The 24,245-nt window shown below is 63.0% G+C and carries 17 protein-coding genes; 5 read left to right on the forward strand and 12 right to left on the reverse strand.

Going from position 1 to position 24,245, the window contains the following annotated elements:
- Positions 1–116: 116 nt before the first annotated feature.
- A complete protein-coding gene (locus AAFM31_RS08975; RefSeq protein WP_341707576.1) occupies positions 117–1,496 on the forward strand; it encodes a class II fumarate hydratase in 1,380 nt (459 codons plus the stop codon).
- A 15-nt stretch (positions 1,497–1,511) separates the two neighbouring features.
- Here AAFM31_RS08975 and AAFM31_RS08980 read toward each other — a convergent pair whose 3' ends face one another.
- From AAFM31_RS08980 to AAFM31_RS09035, 12 genes are all read right to left on the reverse strand, one after another.
- Complete coding sequence (locus tag AAFM31_RS08980; RefSeq protein WP_341707577.1) at positions 1,512–2,933, reverse strand: efflux transporter outer membrane subunit; 1,422 nt, start codon at positions 2,931–2,933, stop codon at positions 1,512–1,514.
- Positions 2,934–2,948: 15 nt separating this feature from the next.
- On the reverse strand, positions 2,949–6,005 hold the full coding sequence (locus AAFM31_RS08985) for an efflux RND transporter permease subunit (RefSeq protein ID WP_341707578.1): 3,057 nt from the start codon (positions 6,003–6,005) through the stop codon (positions 2,949–2,951).
- An 8-nt stretch (positions 6,006–6,013) separates the two neighbouring features.
- Positions 6,014–9,085, reverse strand: a complete 3,072-nt coding sequence (locus AAFM31_RS08990) for a multidrug efflux RND transporter permease subunit (RefSeq protein WP_341707579.1) — start codon at positions 9,083–9,085, stop codon at positions 6,014–6,016.
- A gap of 9 nt (positions 9,086–9,094) precedes the next feature.
- Positions 9,095–10,273 (reverse strand): efflux RND transporter periplasmic adaptor subunit, encoded by a 1,179-nt coding sequence (locus AAFM31_RS08995; protein ID WP_341707580.1) that lies wholly within the window; start codon positions 10,271–10,273, stop codon positions 9,095–9,097.
- A gap of 174 nt (positions 10,274–10,447) precedes the next feature.
- Positions 10,448–10,768 (reverse strand): DUF3325 domain-containing protein, encoded by a 321-nt coding sequence (locus AAFM31_RS09000; protein ID WP_341707581.1) that lies wholly within the window; start codon positions 10,766–10,768, stop codon positions 10,448–10,450.
- Positions 10,761–12,443: a PepSY-associated TM helix domain-containing protein gene (locus tag AAFM31_RS09005; RefSeq protein WP_341707582.1), complete on the reverse strand. Its 1,683-nt coding sequence runs from the start codon at positions 12,441–12,443 to the stop codon at positions 10,761–10,763. Before AAFM31_RS09005 ends, AAFM31_RS09000 begins: the two co-directional genes overlap by 8 nt.
- The gene (locus AAFM31_RS09010; protein WP_341707583.1) at positions 12,437–12,745 is read right to left on the reverse strand and encodes a hypothetical protein; all 309 of its coding nucleotides are present in this window, start codon (positions 12,743–12,745) and stop codon (positions 12,437–12,439) included. Before AAFM31_RS09010 ends, AAFM31_RS09005 begins: the two co-directional genes overlap by 7 nt.
- 259 nt (positions 12,746–13,004) lie before the next feature.
- Entirely contained in the window at positions 13,005–13,994 is a 990-nt protein-coding gene (locus tag AAFM31_RS09015; protein WP_341707584.1) for an NADP-dependent oxidoreductase, read from the reverse strand.
- A 97-nt stretch (positions 13,995–14,091) separates the two neighbouring features.
- Complete coding sequence (locus tag AAFM31_RS09020; protein WP_341707585.1) at positions 14,092–15,516, reverse strand: efflux transporter outer membrane subunit; 1,425 nt, start codon at positions 15,514–15,516, stop codon at positions 14,092–14,094.
- Positions 15,513–18,650: a multidrug efflux RND transporter permease subunit gene (locus AAFM31_RS09025; RefSeq protein WP_341707586.1), complete on the reverse strand. Its 3,138-nt coding sequence runs from the start codon at positions 18,648–18,650 to the stop codon at positions 15,513–15,515. Before AAFM31_RS09025 ends, AAFM31_RS09020 begins: the two co-directional genes overlap by 4 nt.
- Entirely contained in the window at positions 18,650–19,816 is a 1,167-nt protein-coding gene (locus AAFM31_RS09030) for an efflux RND transporter periplasmic adaptor subunit (RefSeq protein ID WP_341707587.1), read from the reverse strand. Before AAFM31_RS09030 ends, AAFM31_RS09025 begins: the two co-directional genes overlap by 1 nt.
- A 199-nt stretch (positions 19,817–20,015) precedes the next feature.
- Complete coding sequence (locus tag AAFM31_RS09035; RefSeq protein WP_341707588.1) at positions 20,016–20,618, reverse strand: TetR/AcrR family transcriptional regulator; 603 nt, start codon at positions 20,616–20,618, stop codon at positions 20,016–20,018.
- Between the two features lie 143 nt (positions 20,619–20,761).
- Here AAFM31_RS09035 and AAFM31_RS09040 point away from each other — a divergent pair, with 143 nt between their 5' ends.
- From AAFM31_RS09040 to AAFM31_RS09055, 4 genes are read left to right on the forward strand one after another with little or no spacing between them, the layout of a single operon-like run.
- Positions 20,762–21,460 (forward strand): paraquat-inducible protein A, encoded by a 699-nt coding sequence (locus AAFM31_RS09040; RefSeq protein WP_341707589.1) that lies wholly within the window; start codon positions 20,762–20,764, stop codon positions 21,458–21,460.
- The gene (locus tag AAFM31_RS09045) at positions 21,457–22,074 is read left to right on the forward strand and encodes a paraquat-inducible protein A (protein WP_341707590.1); all 618 of its coding nucleotides are present in this window, start codon (positions 21,457–21,459) and stop codon (positions 22,072–22,074) included. The genes AAFM31_RS09040 and AAFM31_RS09045 overlap by 4 nt, the downstream gene beginning before the upstream one ends.
- Positions 22,067–23,677: an intermembrane transport protein PqiB gene (gene pqiB, locus AAFM31_RS09050; protein ID WP_341707591.1), complete on the forward strand. Its 1,611-nt coding sequence runs from the start codon at positions 22,067–22,069 to the stop codon at positions 23,675–23,677. The genes AAFM31_RS09045 and pqiB overlap by 8 nt, the downstream gene beginning before the upstream one ends.
- Positions 23,674–24,243, forward strand: coding sequence for an ABC-type transport auxiliary lipoprotein family protein (locus AAFM31_RS09055; protein WP_341707592.1), 570 nt, complete (start codon positions 23,674–23,676; stop codon positions 24,241–24,243). The genes pqiB and AAFM31_RS09055 overlap by 4 nt, the downstream gene beginning before the upstream one ends.
- Positions 24,244–24,245 lie beyond the last annotated feature (2 nt).

The raw sequence follows: 24,245 nt of genomic DNA on the forward strand, positions 1-24,245 counted from the left end.
TGCCGATCGCAGCCGGCACGGCTGGCTGCACCCACGCGCTATGCTGAACACCTGTCTGCTTCCGTGGTCTGAACCTAGAAGCAGACAGGTGTTCAGCCAATCAGGGAGTAGCGCAGATGAGCAGCAAGCGAATTGAACGCGACAGCATGGGCGAGTTGCAGGTACCGGGCGACGCCCTGTATGCCGCCCAAACCCAGCGCGCCGTGAACAATTTCCCGATCAGCGGCCAACCGATGCCAAAGCTGTTCATCCGCGCCCTGCTGCTGGCCAAACGCGCTGCCGCCACGGCCAACGCCGAACTGGAGCAACTTCCCGCGCCGATGGCCAAGGCCATCTGCCGGGCCGTCGACGAACTGCTGACCGCAGATAACTACATGCAGCACTTCCCGGTTGATGTGTTTCAAACCGGCTCCGGCACCAGCACCAACATGAACGCCAACGAAGTGCTCGCCACCCTCGCCAGCCGCCACTACGGCGAACCCGTCGGCGCCAACGATCACGTCAACTGCAGCCAAAGCAGCAACGACACCATTCCCTCAAGCATCCACATCAGCGCCGCGCTGGCCCTGCATGAAGCCTTACTGCCTGCGCTGCAGCATTTCGAGCAGGTCACCCGCGCCAAAGCGCGCACGCTCGATCAGTTTGTCAAAACCGGCCGCACTCATCTGATGGATGCCATGCCCGTGCGCCTCAGCCAGACCCTGGATACCTGGGCGGACCAGATCGCCGGCAACCGCCAACGCCTGGAACAGCTGCAGCCGATGCTGCACAGCCTGGCCCAAGGCGGCACCGCGGTCGGTACCGGCGTCAACGCCCACCCGGCCTTCGATGAGCAGTTCTGCCGCGCGCTAAGCGCCAGCACCGGCGTGACCTTTACTCCGGCCGCCAACTTCTTTACCCACATCGGCTCGCAGGACATTGCCGTTGCCGTTTCCGGTCAGTTGAAAACGCTGGCTGTGAGCATCACCAAGATCGCCAACGACCTGCGCTGGATGAACTCAGGCCCACTGGCCGGGCTCGGCGAGATTGAACTGGAAGCGCTGCAACCCGGCTCCTCGATCATGCCGGGCAAAGTTAACCCGGTGATTCCGGAAGCCGCCGCCATGGCCGCCGCGCAGGTCATCGGCAACGACGCGACCATCACAATCGCCGGCCAGTCCGGTAATTTCGAACTGAACGTGATGCTGCCGCTGGTCGCCCGCAACCTGCTGGAAAGTATCCAGCTGATGAGCAACGTCACCCGCCTGCTGGCCGACAAGGCCATCGCCAGCTTCAACGTGCGCGAGGATCGCCTGCAGGAAGCGCTGGCGCGCAACCCGATATTGGTCACCGCCCTCAACCCGATCATCGGCTATCAGAAAGCCGCCGAAATCGCCAAACAGGCCTACAAGGAAGGGCGGCCGATTGTCGATGTAGCCGCAGAGAATACCGATCTCAGCCGGGAACAACTCACTCAGCTGCTGGACCCGGCCAAGCTGACGGAAGGCGGCATCTGATACGCGTGCCGGTGCTTACTCCGCCGGCCGCTCTAGCGCGTCCCCCACATCATCACCTACCTGCCATCCGCCGCCGATGGATGAAGCCAATTCAGTCGCCGCCGCCAGCTGAGCGCTGGTGACACTGATACGCCCGCGCTTGGCGCTAAGCGTGGTGTTCTGGGCTACCGCGACTTCGAGGTAGGAGACCAGACCGGACTGGTAACGGTTGGTGATCACCCTTTCATTTTCCTCGGCCAGCGCCACCAACCGATCCTGCTGCACGGCCTTCTCGCGCAGAATGGCGGTGGTCGCCAATGCACTTTCCACATCAGCAAGTGCGTCGAGCACAGTCTGACGGTAGGCGGCGACCTGTTCATCGTAGCGAGCCAGGGCAGCGTCTCGGGTTGCACTCCGGCGGCCGCCGTCAAATAGCGTTTGCGCCAGGCTCGGGCCGACGGACCAGACCCGTACCGGCGTATCCCACAGGTCACTGAGCGAACCGCCGCTGACACCGGCGCTGCCACCGAGCGTCAGGGTTGGCAGCCAGGCGGTGATGGCGACGCCGATGTCGGCATTGGCCGCTGCGACGCTGCGCTCGGCAGAGACCACATCCGGGCGGCGGGCAATCAGTTCCGAAGGTAGCTGCGCCGGAATCGGCGGCACCGCCGGCAGCGCCTCGACTACCGGCAGTTCCAGATCGACCGGGGCACGACCGAGCAGCGCGGCGATGGTGTTCTGTTCCAGCGCGCGCTGGTTCTGCAGGTCGTACAGGTCGCTGCGCAACGACTGCAGTTGGGTCTCGGCCTGAATCACGTCGGCGCGGGAGACGATCCCTGCCTCGTACTGGTTACGCGTCAGTTGGGCCGAACGCGACGACGAGGCCAGCGTTTGTTCCAGCAGCCGATACTGCAGGTCCTGCGCGCGCAAGTTGACGTAGCTACTGATCACCGCCGACTGGATCGACAGACGCGCCGCCGCCAAATCGGCCGCACTGGCCTCCAGTGCGGCAGTGTCGGACTCAACTTGGCGGCGCACCCGCCCCCACAGGTCCAACTCCCAGCTGATACCAAGCTGGGCGCTGCTGCTGGTTCCGGTGTTGACCTCGCTGCCGCCGCTGCGCGCGGTATCCAGTGCGGCACTGAGGGTCGGGCTGTATTCGCCGCTGCTCAGCCGCCGCTGCGCCAGCGCCGCGCGATAACGCGCCTCCGCCTGTGCAAGTGTCTGGTTGCGCTGGTTGGCCTCTTCAATCAGCGCGTTCAGCTCGGCGTCACCGAAAACCTCCCACCAGCGCCCGCTGGCTGCCCAGCTCTGTTCCGGCATCGGTTGCCAGCCCTGGTCATAGCGCAGCGCCGTCGGCTCGACCGTGGTCGGCACCCGGTAATCGGGGCCGAGCGTACAGCCGCCAATCAGCGCAGTGGCCAGAACAACAGAGGAAGACAGCAAAGAAAGCTTCATCGGTAACAGCCCCGGTCAGGTATGAGATGAGGAAGGTTGTGTCGCGCCGCGATGCAACACGCGCTGACGCAGGTTTTCCAGATACAGATAAACCGCTGGCGTGGTGTACAACGTCAGCAGTTGACTCAGCGCCAAACCGCCAAAGATGGTAATGCCCAGCGGGCGGCGCATCTCGGCGCCTTCGCCAAAGCCCATGATCAGCGGCACCGCACCGAGCATGCCGGCGAGGTTGGTCATCAGAATCGGCCGCAGGCGCAACAGCGCCGCGCGATGGATACTCTGCTGCGGGTTCAGCCCTTCACGGCGCTGCAGCTCCAGGGCGAAGTCGATCATCATGATGGCGTTCTTCATCACGATGCCGATCAGCAGAAATAGCCCCAGCATGGCAATCAGGCTCAGACTCTGGCCACCGAACTTGAGCGCCAGCAGTGCCCCCAGTCCGGCGGGAGGCAAGGTCGAGAGAATGGTCAGCGGGTGCAGGGTGCTCTCGTACAGCACACCGAGTACCAGATAGACGGCCAGCAGTACGGCAACGAAGATCCAGGGGTCGACCGCGGTGCCAAAGTCGTTGGCCGACGGCGGTGCCTCATGCACATCGCTCGGCAGCATCACCTCGTTGAGAATCTGCGCGATCGCCTCCTTGGCCTGCGCCTCTGTCACGCCCGGCGCCAGCGCGTAGCCCACGCCCATCGAGGCAAACTGGCCCTCATGACGCACGCGGTCTTCGGCCATGTCGTAACCCCAAGTGGCGAAGCTTGAGAGCGGCACCCGCTGCCCCTCGGCTGTCATCACTTCCAGCTGCGCCAGCACCTCCGGGCGCTCGGTGTAGCGGGAGTCCAGTTCCATTACCACCCGATACTGATTCAGCTCGTCGTACAGGGTGGCAACCTGACGCTGGGAGAAAGAGTTATTCAGGGTCGAGGCGATGGTCTGCATATCGACGCCGAGGCGCCGCGCGGCCTCGCGGTCGATGTCGAGCACAACCTGACGTGTCTCGTCGCCGTCCATCGAGTCCACATCGACCAGCAGCGGGCTTCGCTCCATCGCTTGGGCAACCTTGCGCGACCAGACTTTCAGCTCGGCCAGCGAGTCCGAGCGCAACAACACTTCGTACTCGCTGCGCCGATAGGGTGGGCGGAAATGCAGATCCTGATCGACCATCAGCATCATCAGCACGCCCGGCACCGCGGGTGCGTTGGCGCGCAGCCGGTCGACCACGGCCTGTGCGGAGACCTTGCGCTCGGCCAACGGCTTGAGGCGGATAGTCAGCTGGGCGTTGGTCAGGCCGCCACTGCCGCCGCTGGTGCCGGTCAGATCGGCGACCGCCGGGTCGGCCAGAATGTACTGTCGATAGGCTTCAATCTTTGGCTGCATGATCTGAAACGACATGCCGTCATCACCGCGCAAAAAACCACGAATCTGCCCCGAATCCTGCTGCGGCAGCGATTCCTCCGGCAGGCTGGCCGCCAGCCAGACACTGCTGCCGATAGCCGCGAGCAACACCAGCAGCGCCACCGGCCGGTGGTTCAGAGTCCAGCCCAGCGAGCGGTCGTAGCCGCGGCGCAGGCCAGCAAAGACCGAGTCTTCGGTCGTCGCCTGCTGCCCTGCCGTGGTCGGCTTCAACCAGAGCGCGCACAGGCTCGGCGTCAGTGTAAGCGACACCAGCAGCGAGATCAGCATGGCGGCAACCAGGGTGATGGAAAACTCCTCAAACAGCTGCCGGACTAAACCGCCCAGCAGCAGAATCGAGGCAAACACCACCGCCAGTGCAAGCGTCATGGCAATCAGGGTAAAGCGCAGCTCACGGGCACTACGCGCCGCCGCGGCCAGTGGCGACAGCCCGCCAGCCATATGCCGCTGGACGTTCTCCAACACCACGATGGCATCATCCACCACCAGCCCGGCGCCAACAATCAACGCCATCAGCGACAGGTTGTTCAACGAAAAGCCACAGAAGTACATCACCACGAAGCTGCCGATTAACGACACCGGGATCGCTGCCGAGGGGATCAGTGCGGCGCGCAGGTTACCGAGGAACAGCCAGACCACCGCAACCACCAGCAGCGCCGCGAGCAGCAGGGAAATCTGCGCCTCGCGCAGGGTCGCGCGGATCACCGGCGAGCGGTCCATCACCACCGACAGCTGAGCATCCTCGGGCAGCAGGTTGATCAGCTGCGGCAGTCGCGCGTAGATGTTGTCGATGGTCTCGACGATATTGGCGCCGCTTTGCCGACTGATGCTCAGCACCACCGCCTGCCGTTCGTTGTGAAAGCCGCTGCTATAGCGATCCTCGACCGAATCGGTGACCTTGGCGACATCACCGAGGCGCACGACGGCGCCGTCCTGATGCCGGATCACCAGCAGGCGGTAGGCCGCGGCGGTGCGCAGCGAGTCGCTGGTCTGCACCTGCCAGCGGTGCTCGCCCTGCTCGATCACCCCGAGCGGGCGCAGCGCGTTGCTGTTGGCAATGGCGCTGCGCACGTCGTCCAGCGCGATGCCGTAATGCAGCAGCGCGCCGGCGTCGAGCTGCACCCGTACCGCCGGCAGCGACGCACCATCCACACTGACCTCACCGACCCCGGAAATCTGCGCCAGCTTCTGCGCCAGAATGGTCGAGCCAATGTCGTACAGCTCACTCGGCGGCAGGTTCGGCGAGCTCAACGCCAGCCCCATGATCGGTGCCTGCGAGGGATCAATCTTGCGGTACTCGGGGTTGCCCGGCATGCCGGCCGGCAGCTCGCCACGAACGGTGTTGATCGCCGCCTGCACCTCGCGAGCGGCCTCGTTAAGATCACGATCCAATTCAAAGGTCAGAGCGATCTGCGCCGCGCCCTGGCTGCTGTTGGAGGAAATCCCCGTCACCCCGGAGATGCTGCCCAGCGCGCGTTCCAGCGGCGTTGCCACCGTGGTCGCCATGCTCTCGGGGCTCGCGCCTGGCAGGTTGGCGGTGACCACAATCATCGGCACATCCAGCTGCGGCAAGGGCGCGACCGGCAGCAGGCGCCAGCACAGCAGGCCGGACAGCACCAGCGCTACCGCCGCCAGCGCCAGCCCGACTGGGCGATGCAGCAAGCCGGCGTTCACTCCAGCGCCTCTGCCGGCTGCACCGCAGGCTTGCCGGCCAGGCGGTCGAAGAACAGATAAACCACCGGCGTGGTGAACAGTGTCAGTACCTGGCTGACCAGCAGACCGCCGACCATCACCACACCCAGCGGCTGGCGCAACTCGGCACCTGAACCACTCGCCAGCATCAGTGGCAGTGCGCCAAACAGCGCCGCCAGCGTGGTCATCAAAATCGGCCGGAAACGCAACATCGCCGCCCGGTGAATTGCCTCACGCGGGCTCATGCCCTGATTGCGCTGTGCCTCCAGCGCAAAATCGACCATCATGATGCCGTTCTTCTTCACCAGACCGATCAGCAGCACGATACCGACCACCGAGATCATGTCCAGTGCGCGGTCGGTCAGTAACAGCGCCAGCAGCGCACCCACCGTAGCCGACGGCAGGGTCGAGAGAATCGTGACCGGGTGAATGGTGCTCTCGTAGAGCACACCCAGCACGATATACATGGTCAGCACCGCAGCCAGAATCAGCCACAGGGTGTTGCCGAGCGACGCCCGGAACGCCTCGGCCGCGCCCTGAAAGCGCAGTTCGATGGTCGCCGGAAGCGCGAGGTCTTGCTGCACCTGTTCAATGGCCTTGACCGCCTCGCCCAAGGAGGCGCCTTGCGCCAGATTGAACGACACCGTGGTGGCCGGGAACTGGCCCTGATGGTTGATCAGCAGCGCCGCCGTGCGTTGCTGCACCCGAGCCACACTGGCCAGCGGTACCGACTCCCCATCGGCGGTGGTAATGAATAGACGGCGCAGGCTCTCCGGGTCACCGGCGAATTGCGGGTCGACTTCAATGATGACGCGGTACTGATTGGACTGAGTGAACAGGGTCGCGATCTGGCGCTGGCCGAAGGCGTTGTAGAGCGTATTGGCGATGTCCGTCACATCAAGGCCAAAGCGGGCTGCCGCATCGCGGTCGATCTCGACGTAGGCCTGCATGCCACGCTGCTGCAGATCGGCCGCCACGTCGCTCAGTTCCGGGCGGGCGTTCAGCGCAGCGACCATCTGCGGCACCCACTCGTGCAGTTCCGCGCTGTCGAGGCTGGTCAGGCTGAATTGGTATTGCGTGCGGCTGACCCGGTCCTCGATGGTCAGCTCCTGCACCGGCTGAAACCAGGCGCTGATGCCGTTAACACTCGCCGCCCGCTCGCGCAGCCGCGCCATCACCTCGAACAGACTTTCGTCACGCTGATCATGCGGCGGCAGGTTGATCAGAATCCGGCCGCTGTTGACCGTGACGTTGACGCCATCCACGCCGATGAACGAAGACAAACTTTCGATGCCCGGATCCTGCAGTAGCGCCTGCGCCAGCTGCTGCTGCCGCTCGGCCATGGCGGTAAAGGAAATGTCCTGCGGCCCTTCGGTGACCACCTGAATGACGTTGCTGTCCTGCACCGGGAAGAAGTCCTTGTCGACGGCCAGATACAACAGCCCGGTCAACGCGATGGTGCCGAGCATAACCAGCAGCGCGGGCGTCTGGCGGTCGAGCACCCAATCCAGCGCCCGGCCGTAGCGTTCGATCACCCGGTGCAGCAAGCCGTCGGTCTTCTCCTGCGGTGGTGTGCTGAGCATGCGTGCGCACATCATCGGCGTCAGCGTCAGCGACACCACCAGCGAGATGACGATGGCCACCGCCAGCGTGATGGCAAATTCGTGGAACAGCCGCCCTACCACATCCGGCATGAACAGCAGCGGAATCAGCACCGCCACCAGCGAGAAGGTCAGCGACATCAGGGTAAAACCGATCTCGCCCGCGCCCTTGAGCGCCGCCTGCATGGGTGTCTCGCCCATCTCCCGGTGCCGCGCGACGTTCTCCAGCATGACGATGGCGTCGTCCACCACAAAACCGGTGGCAATGGTCAGCGCCATCAGGGTCAGGTTGTTGACCGAGAAGTCCATCAGATACATGAACGCGAAGGTGCCGATCAGCGACAGCGGGACCGCGATACTCGGAATAATGGTCGCCGGAATGCTGCGCAGAAACACAAAGGTCACCAGCACCACCAGCGCGACGGCGAACAACAGCTCCTTCTGGGTGTCACGCACGGAGGCGCGGATGCTGTGGGTGCGGTCGGTCAGCACCGTCACATTCACCGCGGCCGGCAAGGTCGCCGCCAGCTGCGGCAACAGCTCACGCACCCGGTCGGTCACCTCGATCACATTGGCGCCGGGTTGGCGCTGCACATTCAGCAGCACCGCCGGCTGATCGTTGGCCCAGGCGGCCAGAAAGCGGTCTTCTGCTCCGTCGATGATGGTCGCAACATCACCGAGGCGCAGCGGCGCGCCGTCCTGCCAGGTAAGGATCAGTGTGCGGTAGTCCTCGACCGAGCGAATCTGGTCATTGGCATCCAGCATGGTGCTGCGGGTCGGGCCGTCAAAGCTGCCCTTGGGCTGGTTGACGTTGGTGGCGGCGATGCTCTGACGCACCTGATCGAGACTCAAACCGTAGGAGGCGAGCGCCATCGGGTTGACCAGCACCCGCACCGCCGGCCGCTGACCACCGGCCAGGCTGACCATGCCGACGCCGGAGATCTGCGCCAGTTTCTGTGCCATGCGGGTGTCGACCAGATCATGCACGGTCGGCAGCGGCAGGCTGTCTGAGGTAATGGCGAGGGTCAGAATCGGCGCATCTGCCGGGTTGACCTTACGGTAGATCGGCGGCGTCGGCAGATCGCTCGGCAGCAGGCTGTCGGCGGTATTCATCGCCGCCTGCACTTCCTGCTCGGCCACGCCCAGATCCTCGCCCAGATCAAACTGCAGGGTGATGACCGACGCCCCGCCGGAGCTGGTCGACGACATCTGTTTCAGGCCCGGAATCTGGCCGAGGTAGCGCTCCAGCGGTGCAGTGATGGTGCGCGCCGTCACCTCCGGCCCGGCACCGGGCTGAAAGGTGAACACCTGAATGATCGGGTAATCCACCTGCGGCAACGCGGCGACCGGCAGCAGTCGCCAGCCGATCAGACCTGCGGCGAGAAACGCCAGCATCAATAGCGAGGTGGCTACCGGGCGCAGAATGAAGGGGGTCGAGAGGCCTTTCATCACTCAGCCTCAGTTGGCCGCCGGGGCAGCGTCGCCGTCCGGCAAACGGACCTCCTTGCCATCGCGCAGCCGATCCAGGCCTTCCAGCACTACCAACTCGCCCGGCTCCAGCCCCTCGATGACCGCTACACGACCATCCGCCGCGGCGCCCAGCACCACATTGCGCACATAGGCCTTGTTGTCCTGTACGACATAGACATAGCTGCGCTCGGTACCAAATTGCACGGCATCGGAGGGAATGGTCACCACCGCATCCAGCGTCTGCAGCCGCAGATGCACGTTAACGAACTGATTGGGGAACAGCGCCTCGTCTTCGTTGGCAAACCGGGCGCGCACCCGCAGGGTGCCGGTGCTGGTGTCGATCTGGTTGTCGAGGGTGGTCAACTCACCGATTGCCAACACTCGCTGCTCGCTGCGATCCAGCACCTCGACCTTGAGCGGCGTGTCGCCTCGACGCGCCTCGCGCAGGGCCGGCACATCCACTTCCGGCACGGTAAAGTTGACCGCGATCGGCTGGGTCTGGGTGATGCTGACCAGCCCTTCCGTTTCACTACCGGTTACCAGATTGCCCTGATCGACTTTGCGCAGCCCAAGGCGGCCAGACAACGGTGCGGTGATTCGGGTCCAGGACAGCTGTAACTTGGCGTCATCCACCTGCGCCTGATCGGCGCGCACGGTACCAATCAACTCCTGCACCAGCGCACGCTGGTCACTCAGTTGCTGGCGGGCGATGGAGTCCTGCTCCCACAGCTGCTCGTAGAGCTTCAGATCAGCGCGGGCGTTCTCCAGCTTGGCGCGGTTTTGCTGTAGCTGCCCCTCGGCCTGCTCGAGTTGCGCACGGTAGGGCAAGGGGTCGATCTCGGCCAGCAACTCGCCCTGTTCTACCCTGGCACCTTCCTCGAACACCACCCTCTCCAGCACGCCGCTGACCCGGCTCTGTACGGTAACGGTATTCAGCGGGGTAACCGTGCCGATCGACTTGATCTGCACATCCAGCTGCCCCAGCTCAGCCGGTTCAACCCGCACCGCCGCGGGCGCATCCCAGCCCATGCGCCGCAGGTTCTCCGGCTGCGCGCTGCCGGCGCTGCCAGCAAACTGATACCAGGCGAAGGTTCCGGCGGCAGCGATAGCTGCAGCCAGCAGCAGCCAATTGCGAAGGGATCGGGAAGACGAGTGCGGAAGTGACATGGGCATGTAATCCGTTAACTGGACAGCGGCAGCGTAAACCGCTGCTTCGAATGCCAGACTGTAGGAAAGATCAGCCCATGGAAGTAGCGAATTTACATACTTTTACCAAGTTATGACGTTACGCAGACGCTCCACCGGCCGGAGCGCGCGGAGCGCCACCGACCGGCAGGGAGATCAGGACAGACGCAGCAGCGACGGGCAGAGCGCGCGCAGCCAGCTGGGACGGTAGCTCAGCAGCATGCTGGTGGTCATCGCTGCCGCCGAGAACAGGGTAAACCAGACCAGCACCGCCATGGACGGATGATCGGCCTTGAAACAACACAGCGCCGCTACCAGCAGCGCACTCCAGCCCGCGATCCGTAATCGCATGACCGCAGGCACCGCGGCACCGCTGCCGTACACCTGACGCCAATGGCTCTGCAGCGACAGTGCCAGCCAGCCGGTCGCCAGCAGCATGGTAACGGCGGCCAGCAGCAACCATACCGTATCAGTCATAGGCCACCTCCCTTCCCTGTGCCGAAGCCGTCACCGTGCGCGGCTGCGCCAACTTGCGCGCCGCGAACACCGCCACCGCTGCCGACGCCAGCAAACTCAAATCCACCCCGGCAACCGGCCAATAGGGGTCGGTCAGCACGGTCTTGAGCAGGTGGTCACCGGTGCTGACCCAGTTCAGCAGCACCGCAGCCACCGCCAGCAGCGCCAGCAGCCAGCACTGCTCGGCCCAGGCGGGATTACGCAACGCCTTGGCCACAGGCGCGCTGCGCCACAACCCGTGCAGCAAAGACAGCGCCCATGCACCCAAGAACACGGCTTTCTCCCATTCGCCCTTGCCGGTCATGGCCTCGGGCAGAAGACGGTTGGCCACCAGCATGGCGACCGCGGCCAGCACCATACCGGTCACACTGGCAACCGCCAGCGCGTCAACCAGCCTGCTGCCCTGCAGCCCGCGGCGGGCATGGTCCTGCTTGCGCTTTTCAACGAAGAAGACAAAACCGGTGGCGATGCAGATGCAGCCCAACAAGCCGCCCAGCACATACAGCCAGCGCAGCGCCCAGTGTTCGAAGTGCTGCAGGTGCAGCCCGGTGAGGAACTGGGCAACCGCCTCAACCGGCGGGCTCGGCGGGTCTTCGCGCAACAGTTCGCCGGTGCTGGCCTTGAAGTGAATGCCTTCGCCAACCAGCGCGACGCGATCACTGCCGGCGCGGTAGATGCTGACATACCCGTTGGCATCACCGAGGTGCTCGATCATCAGGAACCCGACCTCCCCGGCCATGTCGCGCTCGGCCCAGATACCCTTGGCCTCGGCCACCATGGCATCAACCGACGCCAGCGGTGCAGGCATACCCGCCTCGTCATGCGGCAGACCGGTGTGCGCGGCCTCCAGCACCTCGTGCTGATCGTGCAGCGGCTTGAGCAATGTTTGCGACGCCGGGAAGTAATAAAAGCCGGCAAAGATCAGCAACCCGGTGAAGGCAAAAAAGAAGTGAAACGGCAGCGCGACCACGCCAGTCATGTTGTGCAGATCCAGTGCGCTGCGCTGGGTGCGCTTGTGCGGCCGGAAGGTGAAGAACTCACGGAATACCTTGCGGTGCATGATCACGCCGGTAATCAGCGCGACCAGCATCACCAGCCCCGCCAGCCCGACCACATAGGTGCCGAGATACATCCAGTTCAGTTGCAGGCTGTAATGCAGCGGGTAGAACCAGTCACTGCCGATCTTCAAGGCATCATCCGACAGGAACTCGCCAGTACGCGGGTCAACTGTCGCCCGGCCATGCACGTGCAGATGGTCATCCGCAGGGTCCTTCGGCTGATTGGGAATACCGAATTCACCGCCGATCAGCAGCACCGGATCGCGATGGGTGGTATAGGCAAACAACGACACCAGCGGCATGGCATCGGTGTCGGGCAATTCGCCGACGACCCGCTTGGCTGTCGCCGCCATATCGACCGGGTCCGGTTTCAGGCGGGTATACACATCGGCCAGCAGGTTATCGTAGGACGGCATCGGCTGTGGCTCGAAACGGGTCGCCGGCACCGCCCAGCGGTCAATCTCACGGTCGAATACCGACAGCGCACCGAAGAAGAAAGCGACCATCAGCACGAAACCGAGCACCAGCCCGAACCAGGTGTGTACCCAGGCCATGGAAAGACGGAAGTTGTTCAGCATACGGCCTCCGGGCAGAGCAGCAGCGGTTGCAGCAGCCAGGCCGCCGACAGCATCAGCGCCGCCCCGAGGCCGAGAACCAGCCAGATCCGCAGCAGACTGTTGGCCGCGAACACCCAGATGAACAGTGCAACGTAGAGCAGCAGCCCGAGCATGAGCATGCTCTGCTCAGCACTGTGGAATTCCACACCGATGGCGCTCAGAGCCACCATGCCGAGGGTGACAACGCCCCAGATAAAGGCATACACACCCAGCACCGCCGCGAGCACGCGGGAGACGATCAGAAAACGGGGAGCAGTCGTCATGGGCATGACGCTCCGCTAGAAGAAGGCACCATAAGATTCACCGCAGTGGCTTGTGCTCACACCCTTGCCGAGCGTGAGATGAACTTCTCCCTTGGGCTGCCAAGAGAACGAAGAGTCAAATGATAGTTATTATCATTACGATAAACAAGCCAAAGCTGCCGTCGGTGCTCAGTGACCGACGACACTTTAACGGCAATGTCCCTTTGCAGGTCATTACCGGCGCTTGCCGGTGGTTAGTCACCGGCAAGCGCAATCGTACTTACAGTTCAACCAGCAGCTTGCCCTGGTTACGGCCGTCGAACAGCATGTTGATGCCGTCAACGGCACTTTCCAGCCCCTTGAGCGTGTGCAGGCGATAGCGCAGCTGGCCCCGTTGCAGATAGCCGAGCAGCGCTTCGCTCATACGTTCCAGCTTGTCGTAATGGTCTGGCACCACAAAGCCTTCAACGCGCAATGCCTTGAGGTTGATCTCTTTCCAGTTCGGGCCAGGTGAGGGTTTATCACGGTTGTAATCGGCGATCACGCCGCACACCACAATCCGCCCCAAGCGATTCATTTGCTGGAACACCACGTCCTGTACAGGGCCGCCGGTGTTCTCGAAGAACAGATCAACGCCGTTCGGCGCTGCCGCCTCCAGCTCGGCCGCGAGGTCGGCGGTGCGGTAGTTGATGGCCTTATCGAACCCCAGCTCCTGTTCCAGCCAGGCGCACTTTTCATCGCTGCCGGCAAAGCCGATCACCCGCAGCCCTTCGGCCTTACCGATCTGGCCTACCAGCGAGCCAACAGAACCGGCCGCGCCGGTAACCACCAGCGTCTCGCCGGCCTTGGGTCGACCAATCTCCATCAGCCCCAGATACGCAGTCAGACCGGGCAGGTGCAACGCGCCAAGCAGATCGCCCACCGGCAGCTCCTTCGGCACCACCCGCATGTCCGGCCCGCCCAGCACATACTCAGCCCAACCGGTGCTGCCCAGTACCCGCGCGCCCACCGGGTACGCCGGGTTACGCGACTCGGTCACCTCACCAACGCCAAACGAGCGCATGATCTCGCCAAGCGCCACCGGTGGCATGTAACTGTCGTCGTATTCGTCCAGCCAGGTACGCATTGCCGGGTCCAGCGACATATGGGTCTGACGCACCAGGAACTGGCCCTCTTCCAGCGTCGGCAGCGGCAGGCTGACGGTTTCGAAAATATCCGCGGTGATGTCCGGGTTGGGACGTTTGACCAGCTTGATCGCTTTGTACTGCATGGATTACCTCCATCAGGCGCACTCAGACGAGCGCGCATTACGTTCCCCTTGTGGGGGTTTTTGTTGTGGTACGGGATCAGTACCACGCTGCGGTTACTCAGTGCTTGTCATTCTGTGACTCGGTCAACGCACTTTGCAGCACCTGATCTGACCAACCACCGCCCAGCGCCCGATACAGATCCAGATAGGCGTTCACCCGACTCAACTCGGCCTGGGCCAGCCCAATCTCGGCGCTGAGCAATTGGCGCTCGGCATCCAGCACATTGACGTAGCCGCTTACACCACTGACAAAACGGGACTTCTGCAGGGCCAGACTCTCATCGGCGGCCTGCGCATAGGTGGCGTGGGCAGCAATCACCTCGGCGGAATAGCTGAAGGCGTGAACGCTGTCGGACACTTCCCGAAGCGCCACCAGTACCGTACGGCGATAGTCCGTCAGCGCTTCGGCAGTCGCGGCGCGCGCGGCATCTTCATTACCCTTGGCGCGCCCCCAATCGAGGATCGGCAGGTCGATATAGGGTCCCCAACCACTGAAGTTGATCGCGCTGCCGCTGCCCAGATCGCCAAGATCCGCCGAATAGCGCCCGAACAGGCCGGACAGCCCGATAGTCGGTACCGGGAAGCGATTGGCTACCGCCACGCCAACCCGGGCAGTCGCCGCGTGCAGTCGTTGCTCGGCGGCACGCACATCAGGGCGACGCTCCAGCAGCTCGGCCGGCAAGCCGAGCGCCAGGTCGCGATCATCGATCAACTCCACCGGGCGCCGTTGCGGACGGTCGGCGAAGGCTTGCGGTGCTTGACCGATCAGCAGTGACAACGTGTTCTCGGCGAATACGATCTGTTGTTTGACCTGCGGCAGACGGGCCTGAGTGGAGGCGAGCTGGGCAATCGCCTGCTGCTCCTCTGCCCGCGAGGCAATGCCGCTGGCCAGTTGCGAACGCACCAGCGCCAGCGACTCCTCCTGACTGCGCAGCGTCCGCAGCACAATGCGCTGTTCCTCATCCAGTTCCTGCAGGCTGAACCAGCTCTGCGCCACACTGACCACCAAGCTTGACATCACTGCCCGCGCGCCGTCTTCGGTTGCCAGCAGCTCGGCGCGGGTGGCCTCGTCTGCGCGGCGCAGCTTGCCGAGCAGGTCCAGTTCCCAGTTAAAACCGATACCTGCGGTAAAGCTGGCGTCGTTGCCATCACCGCCCGGCGCCGGGGTATTGCCCATCGAGGCGCTGACCTGCGGACCAAACGCACTGCGCGATACGGCGGTGCGGGCTCGGGCCTGCTCAACACGCTCCAGTGCACCGGCCAGTTCAAGGTTGTTGCCGAGCGCGGTTTGAATCAACTGATCCAGATAGGGATCGTTGAACAGCGCAAACCATTCCACCGTTGCCAGCGAGCGCGCCTGTTTCAGTTCGATCGGCACCCGATAGTCCTGCTGCAGGACGTCCAGCTCCGGACGTTCAAAGTTCGGACCTACCGCACAGCCGGCCAGCAACAGCACGGATACCAGAGGGATCAACTTTTTCATTGGGCCGACTCCTTACGCTTGAACAGCGCCTTAACCCGCTCGGTGAGTGTCTGCACCAGCACGTAGAACGCCGGTACAAAGAACACGCCCGCCATGGTTGCCACCAACATGCCGAAGAACACCACGACGCCGACCGAGTTTTTCGAGGCGGCGCCCGCGCCGCTCGCCAGCATCAGCGGCAACACGCCAAGGATGAACGCGAAGGACGTCATCAGAATCGGGCGCAGACGCAGGCGCGCAGCTTCCAGTGCGGCTTCGATCAGGCCGTAGCCCTTTTTCTCGTAATGCAGCTTGGCGTACTCGACGATCAGGATCGCGTTCTTTGCCGAGAGACCGACCAGCGTCACCAGGCCAATCTGGCCGTAGACATTAAAATCCATGCCCATCAGCTGCAGCCCGCCGAACACGCCGAGCAGACCGAACGGCACCGCCAGCAGTACCGCAAAGGGCACAGTCCAGCTTTCATAGAGCGCCGCGAGGAACAGGAACACCACCACAATCGACAGCATCAGCACGTAGGTCCCGGTGTTGCCGGACTCGACTTCTTCCAGCGTCTGACCGGACCACTGATAGCCATAGCCGTCAGGCAGCACTTCGGCAGCGACTTCCTTCAGCGCTTCAACCGCCTGACCGGAGCTGTAACCCGCCGCCGGCGTACCGGTCAGTTCGGCGGTCGGATACAGGTTGTAGCGCATGATGTAACGCGGCGAAGTGCTCGGTTCATAACTGACCAGCGTGTCCAGCGGCACCATGTCCCCTGCCGCGTTGCGTACGTGCAGCTGTGACAGCGTAGAGATGTCGCGGCGGTACTCGGGCGCAGCCTGCAGGCTGACGCGGTAGTTCTCGCCAAACAGGGTGAAATCGTTGACCTGATAGCTGCCAAGGAACACCTGCAGGGAGCTGAACACGTCGCTGATCGGAATACCCATCTGCTTGATCTTTTCGCGATCAATATCCAGTCGGTAATTGGGTGTTGCCGCCGCGTAGGTCGTGCTCAGCTGAGCAATCTCCGGGCGCTGCATGGCGGCCGCGATAAACTCGTGAGACATCTGATCCAGTTCGGTGGGGCTCTGCCCGCGCTCCGCTTGCAGCATCATCGAGACCCCGGATACCGCGCCGTAGCCCGGCAAGGCCGGCGGGTTGAAGGCAAATACCAGCGCCTCCTCGGTTTGCGCGCCGATCTGCTGCGCCTGACCGATCAGGCTCTGAATCTGCTCGTTCGCTTCGGTGCGGTCAGCCCAGTCTTCCAGTTGCACAACCAGCAGGCCACCATTGGGCGCTGCCACCTGTGTCAGCAGGTCAAACCCGGTGATACCCAGCACCGCTTCCACACCCGGCAGCTGCTGCAGCTGGGTCGACAGATCCGCTACCACGGCTTCAGTGCGCTTGGTGGATGAGGCTTCCGGCAGCAACGCCTGAACGAAGAACGCGCCCTGATCCTCTTCCGGCACAAAGCCGGTGGGGGTCACCTTGCCCAGCGTCACAATGCCGACCAGCATGATCAGGAAGAACATCACCAGGCGCTTGAGACCGCGCACCATTTTCCCGGTCAGCCCCAGATAGCCTTTGGTAAAGCGCTCAAAGCCACGATTGAAGGCGGCAAAGAAACGCCCCAGCGGACCACCGCCAGCATGACGATGCTTGAGTAGCGCAGCACACATGACCGGCGACAGGGTCAGCGCGATCAGCGCGGAGAACAGCGTCGATACCGCGATAGTCAGCGCGAACTGCTTGTACAGCTGACCGGTCACACCCGGCACCAGCGCCATCGGAATGAACACCACTGCCAGCACCAGCGCCATGGCCACCAACGCGCCGGACACCTCGTCCATCGCCTTCTTGGTTGCCTCGAGCGCCGACAGGCCTTCGTTTTCCATTTTCTCTTCGACGGCCTCGACCACCACGATGGCGTCATCCACCACGATACCGATGGCCAGCACCATGCCGAACAGCGACAGCGTATTAATCGAGAAACCCAGTACCTGATAGCTGATGAAGGTTGCGATCAGCGAGATCGGCACCGCGATCATCGGAATCAGCGTTGCACGCCAGTTCTGCAGGAACAGGAACACCACCAGGGTCACCAGCACCAGCGCCTCAACAAAGGTCTTCACCACCTCGTCGATGGACGCCTCAACAAAGTTGGAGGTGTCGTACACCACCGAGTAAGCCATGCCGGACGGCATCTGCGCACTCAGGGCATCCATCTTCGCGCGCAGCTCCTCGGAGGTGCTCATGGCATTGGCGCCCGGCGACAGGTAGACCGCAAAGGCGGTGCTCACGTCGTCGTTGTGGTAGCCGTAGATGTTGTAATCCTTGGCACCCAACTCAACGCTGGCAACGTCCTTCAGACGCAGCAGCGAACCATCGTTGTTGGCGCGCAAGACGATGTCCTCGAACTCACTGACATCCGCCAGTCTGCCCTTGAGGGTCAGCGAGTACTGGAAGCCGCTAGCCGTGTCGGCCGGAGGCTGCCCCACCTGGCCGGCAGCGGCCTGCTTGTTCTGCTCCTGCACCGCGGCGACCACATCCTGCGCGGTCAGGCCAAGCGCAGCCATGCGATCGGGCTTGAGCCAGACCCGCATACCGAATTCGGAGCCAAACACCTGCAGGTCACCCACGCCGGGCACCCGCTTGAGTTCATCCACCCAGTAGTTGTTCAGGTAGTTGTCCAGAAAGTCGCGGTTGCGGCTATCGTCCGGAGAATAGAGCGCCGCAAACATCAGCACGTCCGGCGACGATTTCGCGACCGCGACACCAATGTCGTTAACCTCGGCAGGCAAACGCGAGGTCACCTGGCTTACCCGATTCTGGGTTTCCACGGCGGCGATATCGGCATCGCGCTCCAGCGCAAAGGTCACCTGGATTTTTGCCGAGCCGTCGTTGCCCGCTACCGCACGGATGTAGCGCATATCGCTGACACCGTTGATCTGCGAATCCATCGGCGAGATCACCGAATCGATCACCGCTTCGGCGTCCGCACCTGGGTAGACGGTGTTGACGGTTACTGTTGGTGGCGCGATATCAGGGAACTGGGCGACCGGCAGGCCGCGCATGACCAGCGTCCCGGCAAGCAGCAGAAACAGAGAAATAACGACCGCAAAGACCGGCCGATTGAGGAAGAAACGCGCCATCAGTGCTGTCCTCCCTCGGTGACATCACGCACCTGCAGCGATGCACCATTGCGGGCCTTCTGAATACCTTCAACAACCACGCGGTCGCCCGGCTGTACGCCGTCTTCGATGATCCACAGACCTTCCTGACGCGGCCCGACCTCAACCTGCACCTGCCGTGCAACGTCGCCCGTGTCGACCAGCGTCACGAAGTAACTATTGAGCAGTTGAGACACCGCCTTGTCGGGCACTGCGACCACGTCGTCACGCCGTTCGGTTACCAGCTGCACGCGAGCAAACATGCCCGGCCGCAGCATGCCGTCCGGGTTCGGGAAATCGGCACGCAAGCGGATGGTGCCAGTGCTGGCGTTCAGGGCACGGTCGGAGAAGGTCACCTCCCCTGCATAGGGATAGGCAACACCATTGCTGAGCAACAGACGGGCAGCCATGCCGGGCTCGCTGGCGGGACGTTCGATACTGCCGTGGGCCTGCTCGTAGGCCAGCAGTGCCGGCTCACTGACGTTGAAGTAAACCCAGGAGGCATCGACTGTGGACACCTTGGCCAGCATGGTAGAACCGGCACTGATCAGATCGCCGATATTTGCTTCGGCAGCACCGATACGACCGGAGACCGGCGAGAGAATCGAGGCGTACTCGACCGCCAGTTCCGCCTGCTCCACCGCCGCCTTGGCATTGTCTACCCGCGACGAGGCCGAGCGCAGGGTGGCGACTGCATTGTCATAGACCTGACGCGGGATTGCCTGGGTTTCCAGCAGCGGGCGGTAACGGTTCACGTCCAGCTGGGCACGTGCCTGGCTGCTCTGCGCATCGCTTAACGAGGCCCGCGCATCCAGCAGGCGCGCCTGCAGGTCACGGTCATCGATGGTGAACAGCAGCTGCCCCTTGCTGACCTGCGCGCCGTCGACAAAGTGCTTCTGCTGCAAGGTTCCGGAGACCCTCGCGCGCAATTCCACTTCCTGCGGGCTCGCCACCTGACCGGTGAAATCACGCACAAGCGCGATGTCCTGCGCCTGCACAGTGATGGCTTGCACCGGCACCGTCTGCTGCGCCGGTGGCTGCTCGCTTGAGCAACCGGCCAGCGCCACGGCAGCCGACAGCATGGAAGCCGTCCACAGGCGACGCTGGCGGGATGAAGACGGGAGTCCGTTGTCATGCTGTTTTTTCATGTCCATTCCCAGAAAGAGCTGATTGAAAGAGTGCTTGCTGGCGACTGCCGATGCAGATTCACAGCAAGAAACCGCCGGGCGGCTGTAAAGGACGAAAAATATACTACACCGTGCAGTGTACTTTCAACACAAAAAAAAGCAGACACAAAAACGCCCGAGACCAGCTCGGGCGTTTTTCCGGACAACAGCGCGCGTTGCGTCAGGCAGCCTGCGGCGCGTAATGCTTGAGGAACATGCCAACAACCGACTCCAGATAACGATCGCGTTCGGCGGCTGAGCGCAGTTGCTCGTCCTGGATCAACCTCGGCCAGAACTCGGTGGCGGTAATCATGCCGGCAAACTCGGTCGTTGCCTGCTGGGCATCAAAGGCCGGCATCAGGCCCTTGGCCTGCGCCTGCTCGATCCAGCGCTGGATCGGCATCTGTGGCTCGCGACCGGTCACCGCCGCACCGACCATCTGCGGCGATTGAATAAAACGTGACAACACCACCCGGGTCAGCTTGATGAAGTCGTCACTGGTCATCAGTTCGGCGTACAGGCGCCCTACTTGCTTGAGCTGATCATGCAGCGCCCCGGCCGTCGGTTCCGGCAACTGCAGGTGCCCACACCGGCTTACCAACTCCTCACGAATCGCCTCAAACAGGGCTTCCTTGGATTCAAAGTGGTTGTACACCGTGCGCTTGGAGACCTGAGCCTCCTCGGCGATGCGATCCATGCTGGTTTCCAGATAGCCGTGCTGCTGGAACAGACTCACCGCCGCACAGATGACATCGTCACGCTTTCCGCTTTTTCGACCGCTCATTACCTACCCCTTGTAGAACCAGAATGGCGTAACTATACTACACCGTGCAGTTTACTTTTACTGATTCAGATCAATTTACCCATTGATTCACACCGAACCGGCCCAGTGTGCCGGTTTTCCATCCTCGACCGCAGGAGCGCTGAATGACACGCCAGGCCCCGCCCAACGGCACGCAAACCCAGAGTTTACCTGCCGGAACGCCCGCGCACACACCCGCGACGGATTCGGCACGGCACGGACTGATTGCCTGTCACGAATGTGACCTGCTGGTGCGCCTGCCGACGCTGGAACAAACACATCGGCTGTCGTGCCCGCGCTGCAAGCATAGTCTCGGCCTGACCGGCGAGCGGCATCTGGAACGCGCCTTGCCACTGGGCATCTGCGCCGCGCTGTTGCTGGCACTGTCGCTGATGTTCCCGTTCCTGGCGTTCGAGCGCGCCGGGGTCTCCAATCAGATGACCCTGCTGCAAACCGGCATCGCGCTGGTGCAGGACGGTAGCCTGCTGCTCGGGGCGCTGGTGCTGCTGTTCATCATTTTGGCGCCTTGCCTGCTGGTCGGCTGCATTCTACTGATCGCCTGCAGTCTGCGCCTGCAGCGCCCGCTACCCGGAGTAAAGACGGCAGCACGGCTGATGCACCGCCTGACCAGTTGGAACATGGTCGAGGTGTTCATCATCGGCGTATTCGTCAGTCTGGTGAAGATCGCCGGGATGGCCCACGTGGCGCTGGGCATTTCGCTATGGAGCTATCTGGCGCTGGCAATCGTACTGACTGCTGCCGCCGGCTCACTGGAACGCATCAGCCTGTGGCGCCGACTGGCCGAGCTGGAGGCCCCAGCATGAGCGCCACGAGCGCGCGTTCGCGCGGACTGGTTGGCTGCGCCTGCTGTGCGCTGGTCGTATCGATCAACGAGCAACGCTGTCCGCGCTGCCAAAGTCGCCTGCACTCTCGCACCCCGGACAGCCTCCAGCGCACCCTGGCGCTGATCGTAGTCGCCTGGGTGCTGTACCTGCCTGCCAACTTGTTACCGATTACCAACACAGTCTATCTGGGCAGCAACGCACCAAGCACCATCCTCGGTGGCGTTGTCACCCTGTGGCAGATGGGCTCTTACCCGATCGCGCTGGTGATCCTGATTGCCAGCGTGCTGGTGCCCATCGGCAAGCTGCTGATGCTCAGCTGGCTGTGCTGGCAGGCCAGTCGCCCGCGCCCACGCAATCCGCAGCAAAGCGCCCGTCTATACCGGCTGACCGAGTTCATCGGCCGCTGGTCGATGATCGACGTGTTTGTGGTGGCCATCCTGGTTGCCCTGATCAAGCTCGGCAACATCATCTCGTTCTATCCCGGCTTTGCCGCCCTCAGCTTCGCGGCAGTGGTCATCGTCACCATGATCGCTGCAGAACAATTTGACCCCAGGCTTATCTGGGACAGCACAGAGTCCGAATCCAATGAATGAACCTACTGCTACCGTTACCCCACCACGGCGCATCAGTCGCATCTGGCTGTTGCCGCTGTTTGTCATGCTGATCGGCGGCTGGGTTACAACACGGTATTACCTGTCCCAGGGCGCCAGCGTGGAGATTACCTTCGCCACCGCAGAAGGGCTGGAGGCCGGCCGGACCCGCGTTCGCGCACTCAGTGTCGATGTCGGCGTCGTCAAAGACATTCAACTGGCCGACGACCTCAAGAACGTGCGCGTGAGCATTCAGCTCAACCCCGGAACCGACCGCTTGCTGCATGCCGACACCCAGTTCTGGGTAGTGCGCCCACAGCTGAACGCCAGCGGCGTATCCGGTCTGGGCACCTTGCTCTCCGGCCCGTACATCGAGCTGTATCCGGGCGACGGCGAACGTGGCGGCAGGCACTATACCGGCCTGGATGAGGCCCCGCACACGCCACCCGGCGTAGCCGGCATGCGCGTTGAGCTCTATGGTGACAGCGCCGAATCGATCAGCGTTGGAGCACCGATCCTGCACCGCGGCCTGCAGGTCGGCCAAGTGGAGTCAGTGGATCTGGACATGACCCGAGCCCAAGTGCGGATCTCGGCGTTTATCGACGCGCCATTCGACCAACTGGTAACCGCAGGTGCGCGTTTCTGGAACGCCAGCGGCCTGTCGGTTCGCACCGGCGCGGAAGGACTGGAACTGGATGCCGAATCACTGGCGGCGGTGGTCTCCGGCGGTATTTCCTTTGCTGTTCCCAGCCAGGGCAGCGCCGGTGAGCGAGTCGAGTCCGGTAGTCGCTTCGAACTGTTCGATAGCCGTCAGGCGGCAGAGGCCGACCCCTACCTGTTCGCCAAACGCTATGCCCTGCAGTTCGAGCAATCGCTGCGCGGCTTGGACGTAGGCGCGCCAGTCGAGTATCGCGGCATTCGCGTCGGCACCGTCGAAGACATCCGCCGTGAAGAGCTGGCCGAGGCGCACAGCAATGCCATCGCCGTGCCAGTCATTATTCGCGTCGAGCCCGGCCGCTTCGGCATGCCTGACAGCCAGGAGTCGATCAACCTGCTCGCCGAGCGGCTGCAGCGCGGGGTCGCGGAGGTCGGCATGCGCGCCAGCCTGCAAACCGGAAACCTGATCACCGGCGGCCTGTACGTGTCGATTGATCACCACCCAGACGCACCGGCTGCGGAGGTTGGCGAGTTTGATGGCATGAGCACTCTGCCAACCCTGTCGGGCGGCATCAAACGGCTTGGCCAGCAGCTGTCCGACCTGCTCGACAAGCTCAACGCCCTGCCGCTTGAGCAGACGACCGACGAACTTAACCGCACCCTCGCCAGCGCTCGCGCAACCCTGCAATCGGTTGAGCAACTGACCAGCAGTGACGCAGTGAACGCGCTGCCCGAGCAGCTCAACCAGACGCTGGAAACCGTCAACAGCACACTGTCGAGCCTGGGAGAGGGGTCTGCCCTGCAGCAAGACGCCACCCGCGCACTGAATGAGCTGGATAGCACCCTGCGCAAAGCCAATAACCTGATCGACAGCCTGCAGGACCAACCCAGCTCGCTGCTGTTCCCGCGCAAACATCAACCCGACCCGGAGCCGAGGATCAACCGATGAACCTGACTAACCTGCGCCATACCGCTGCCAGCGCACTGGTGCTGGCAGCACTGACCCTGGCGGGCTGCGCCAGCACCGGCAGCGATGTGCACCAGTACTTGCTGCGCGACTCAAGCGCCCCTCTGAGCGCCAATGAACAGGCATCAGTCGCCATCAGCCAGCTGACGCTGCCTGACTACCTGTACGACGACGCCATCGTGCTGCTGCTGGACGACCAGCAGATGCACAGCGCGCGCGTACACCGCTGGGCAGAGCCATCGCCTACGGCGATCAAACGCTATCTGACACAACGCATTGCGAGCCGCTTCGCTCAACAAGAGGAGATCCAACCGGTGCGCCTGGAGATCAACATTGACGAACTGATAGGCAATGTCGACGGCGACATCAGTCTGCGCGCCAGCTACCGGTTCAAGCGCCCTGATGGCACGCAACGCAGCGGGCGCGTCAATCGTCAGCTACAGCAACCGGCAGACGGCTACCCGGGGCTGGTAGCGGGACACGCGGCGATCCTTGACGACTTGGCAGCGATGATCGCGAACGACCTGAGCAATCAAATCGGACGTTAGTC

The organism is Halopseudomonas sp. (assembly GCF_038130085.1).
In the GTDB taxonomy this organism is placed as follows: Bacteria; Pseudomonadota; Gammaproteobacteria; order Pseudomonadales; family Pseudomonadaceae; genus Halopseudomonas.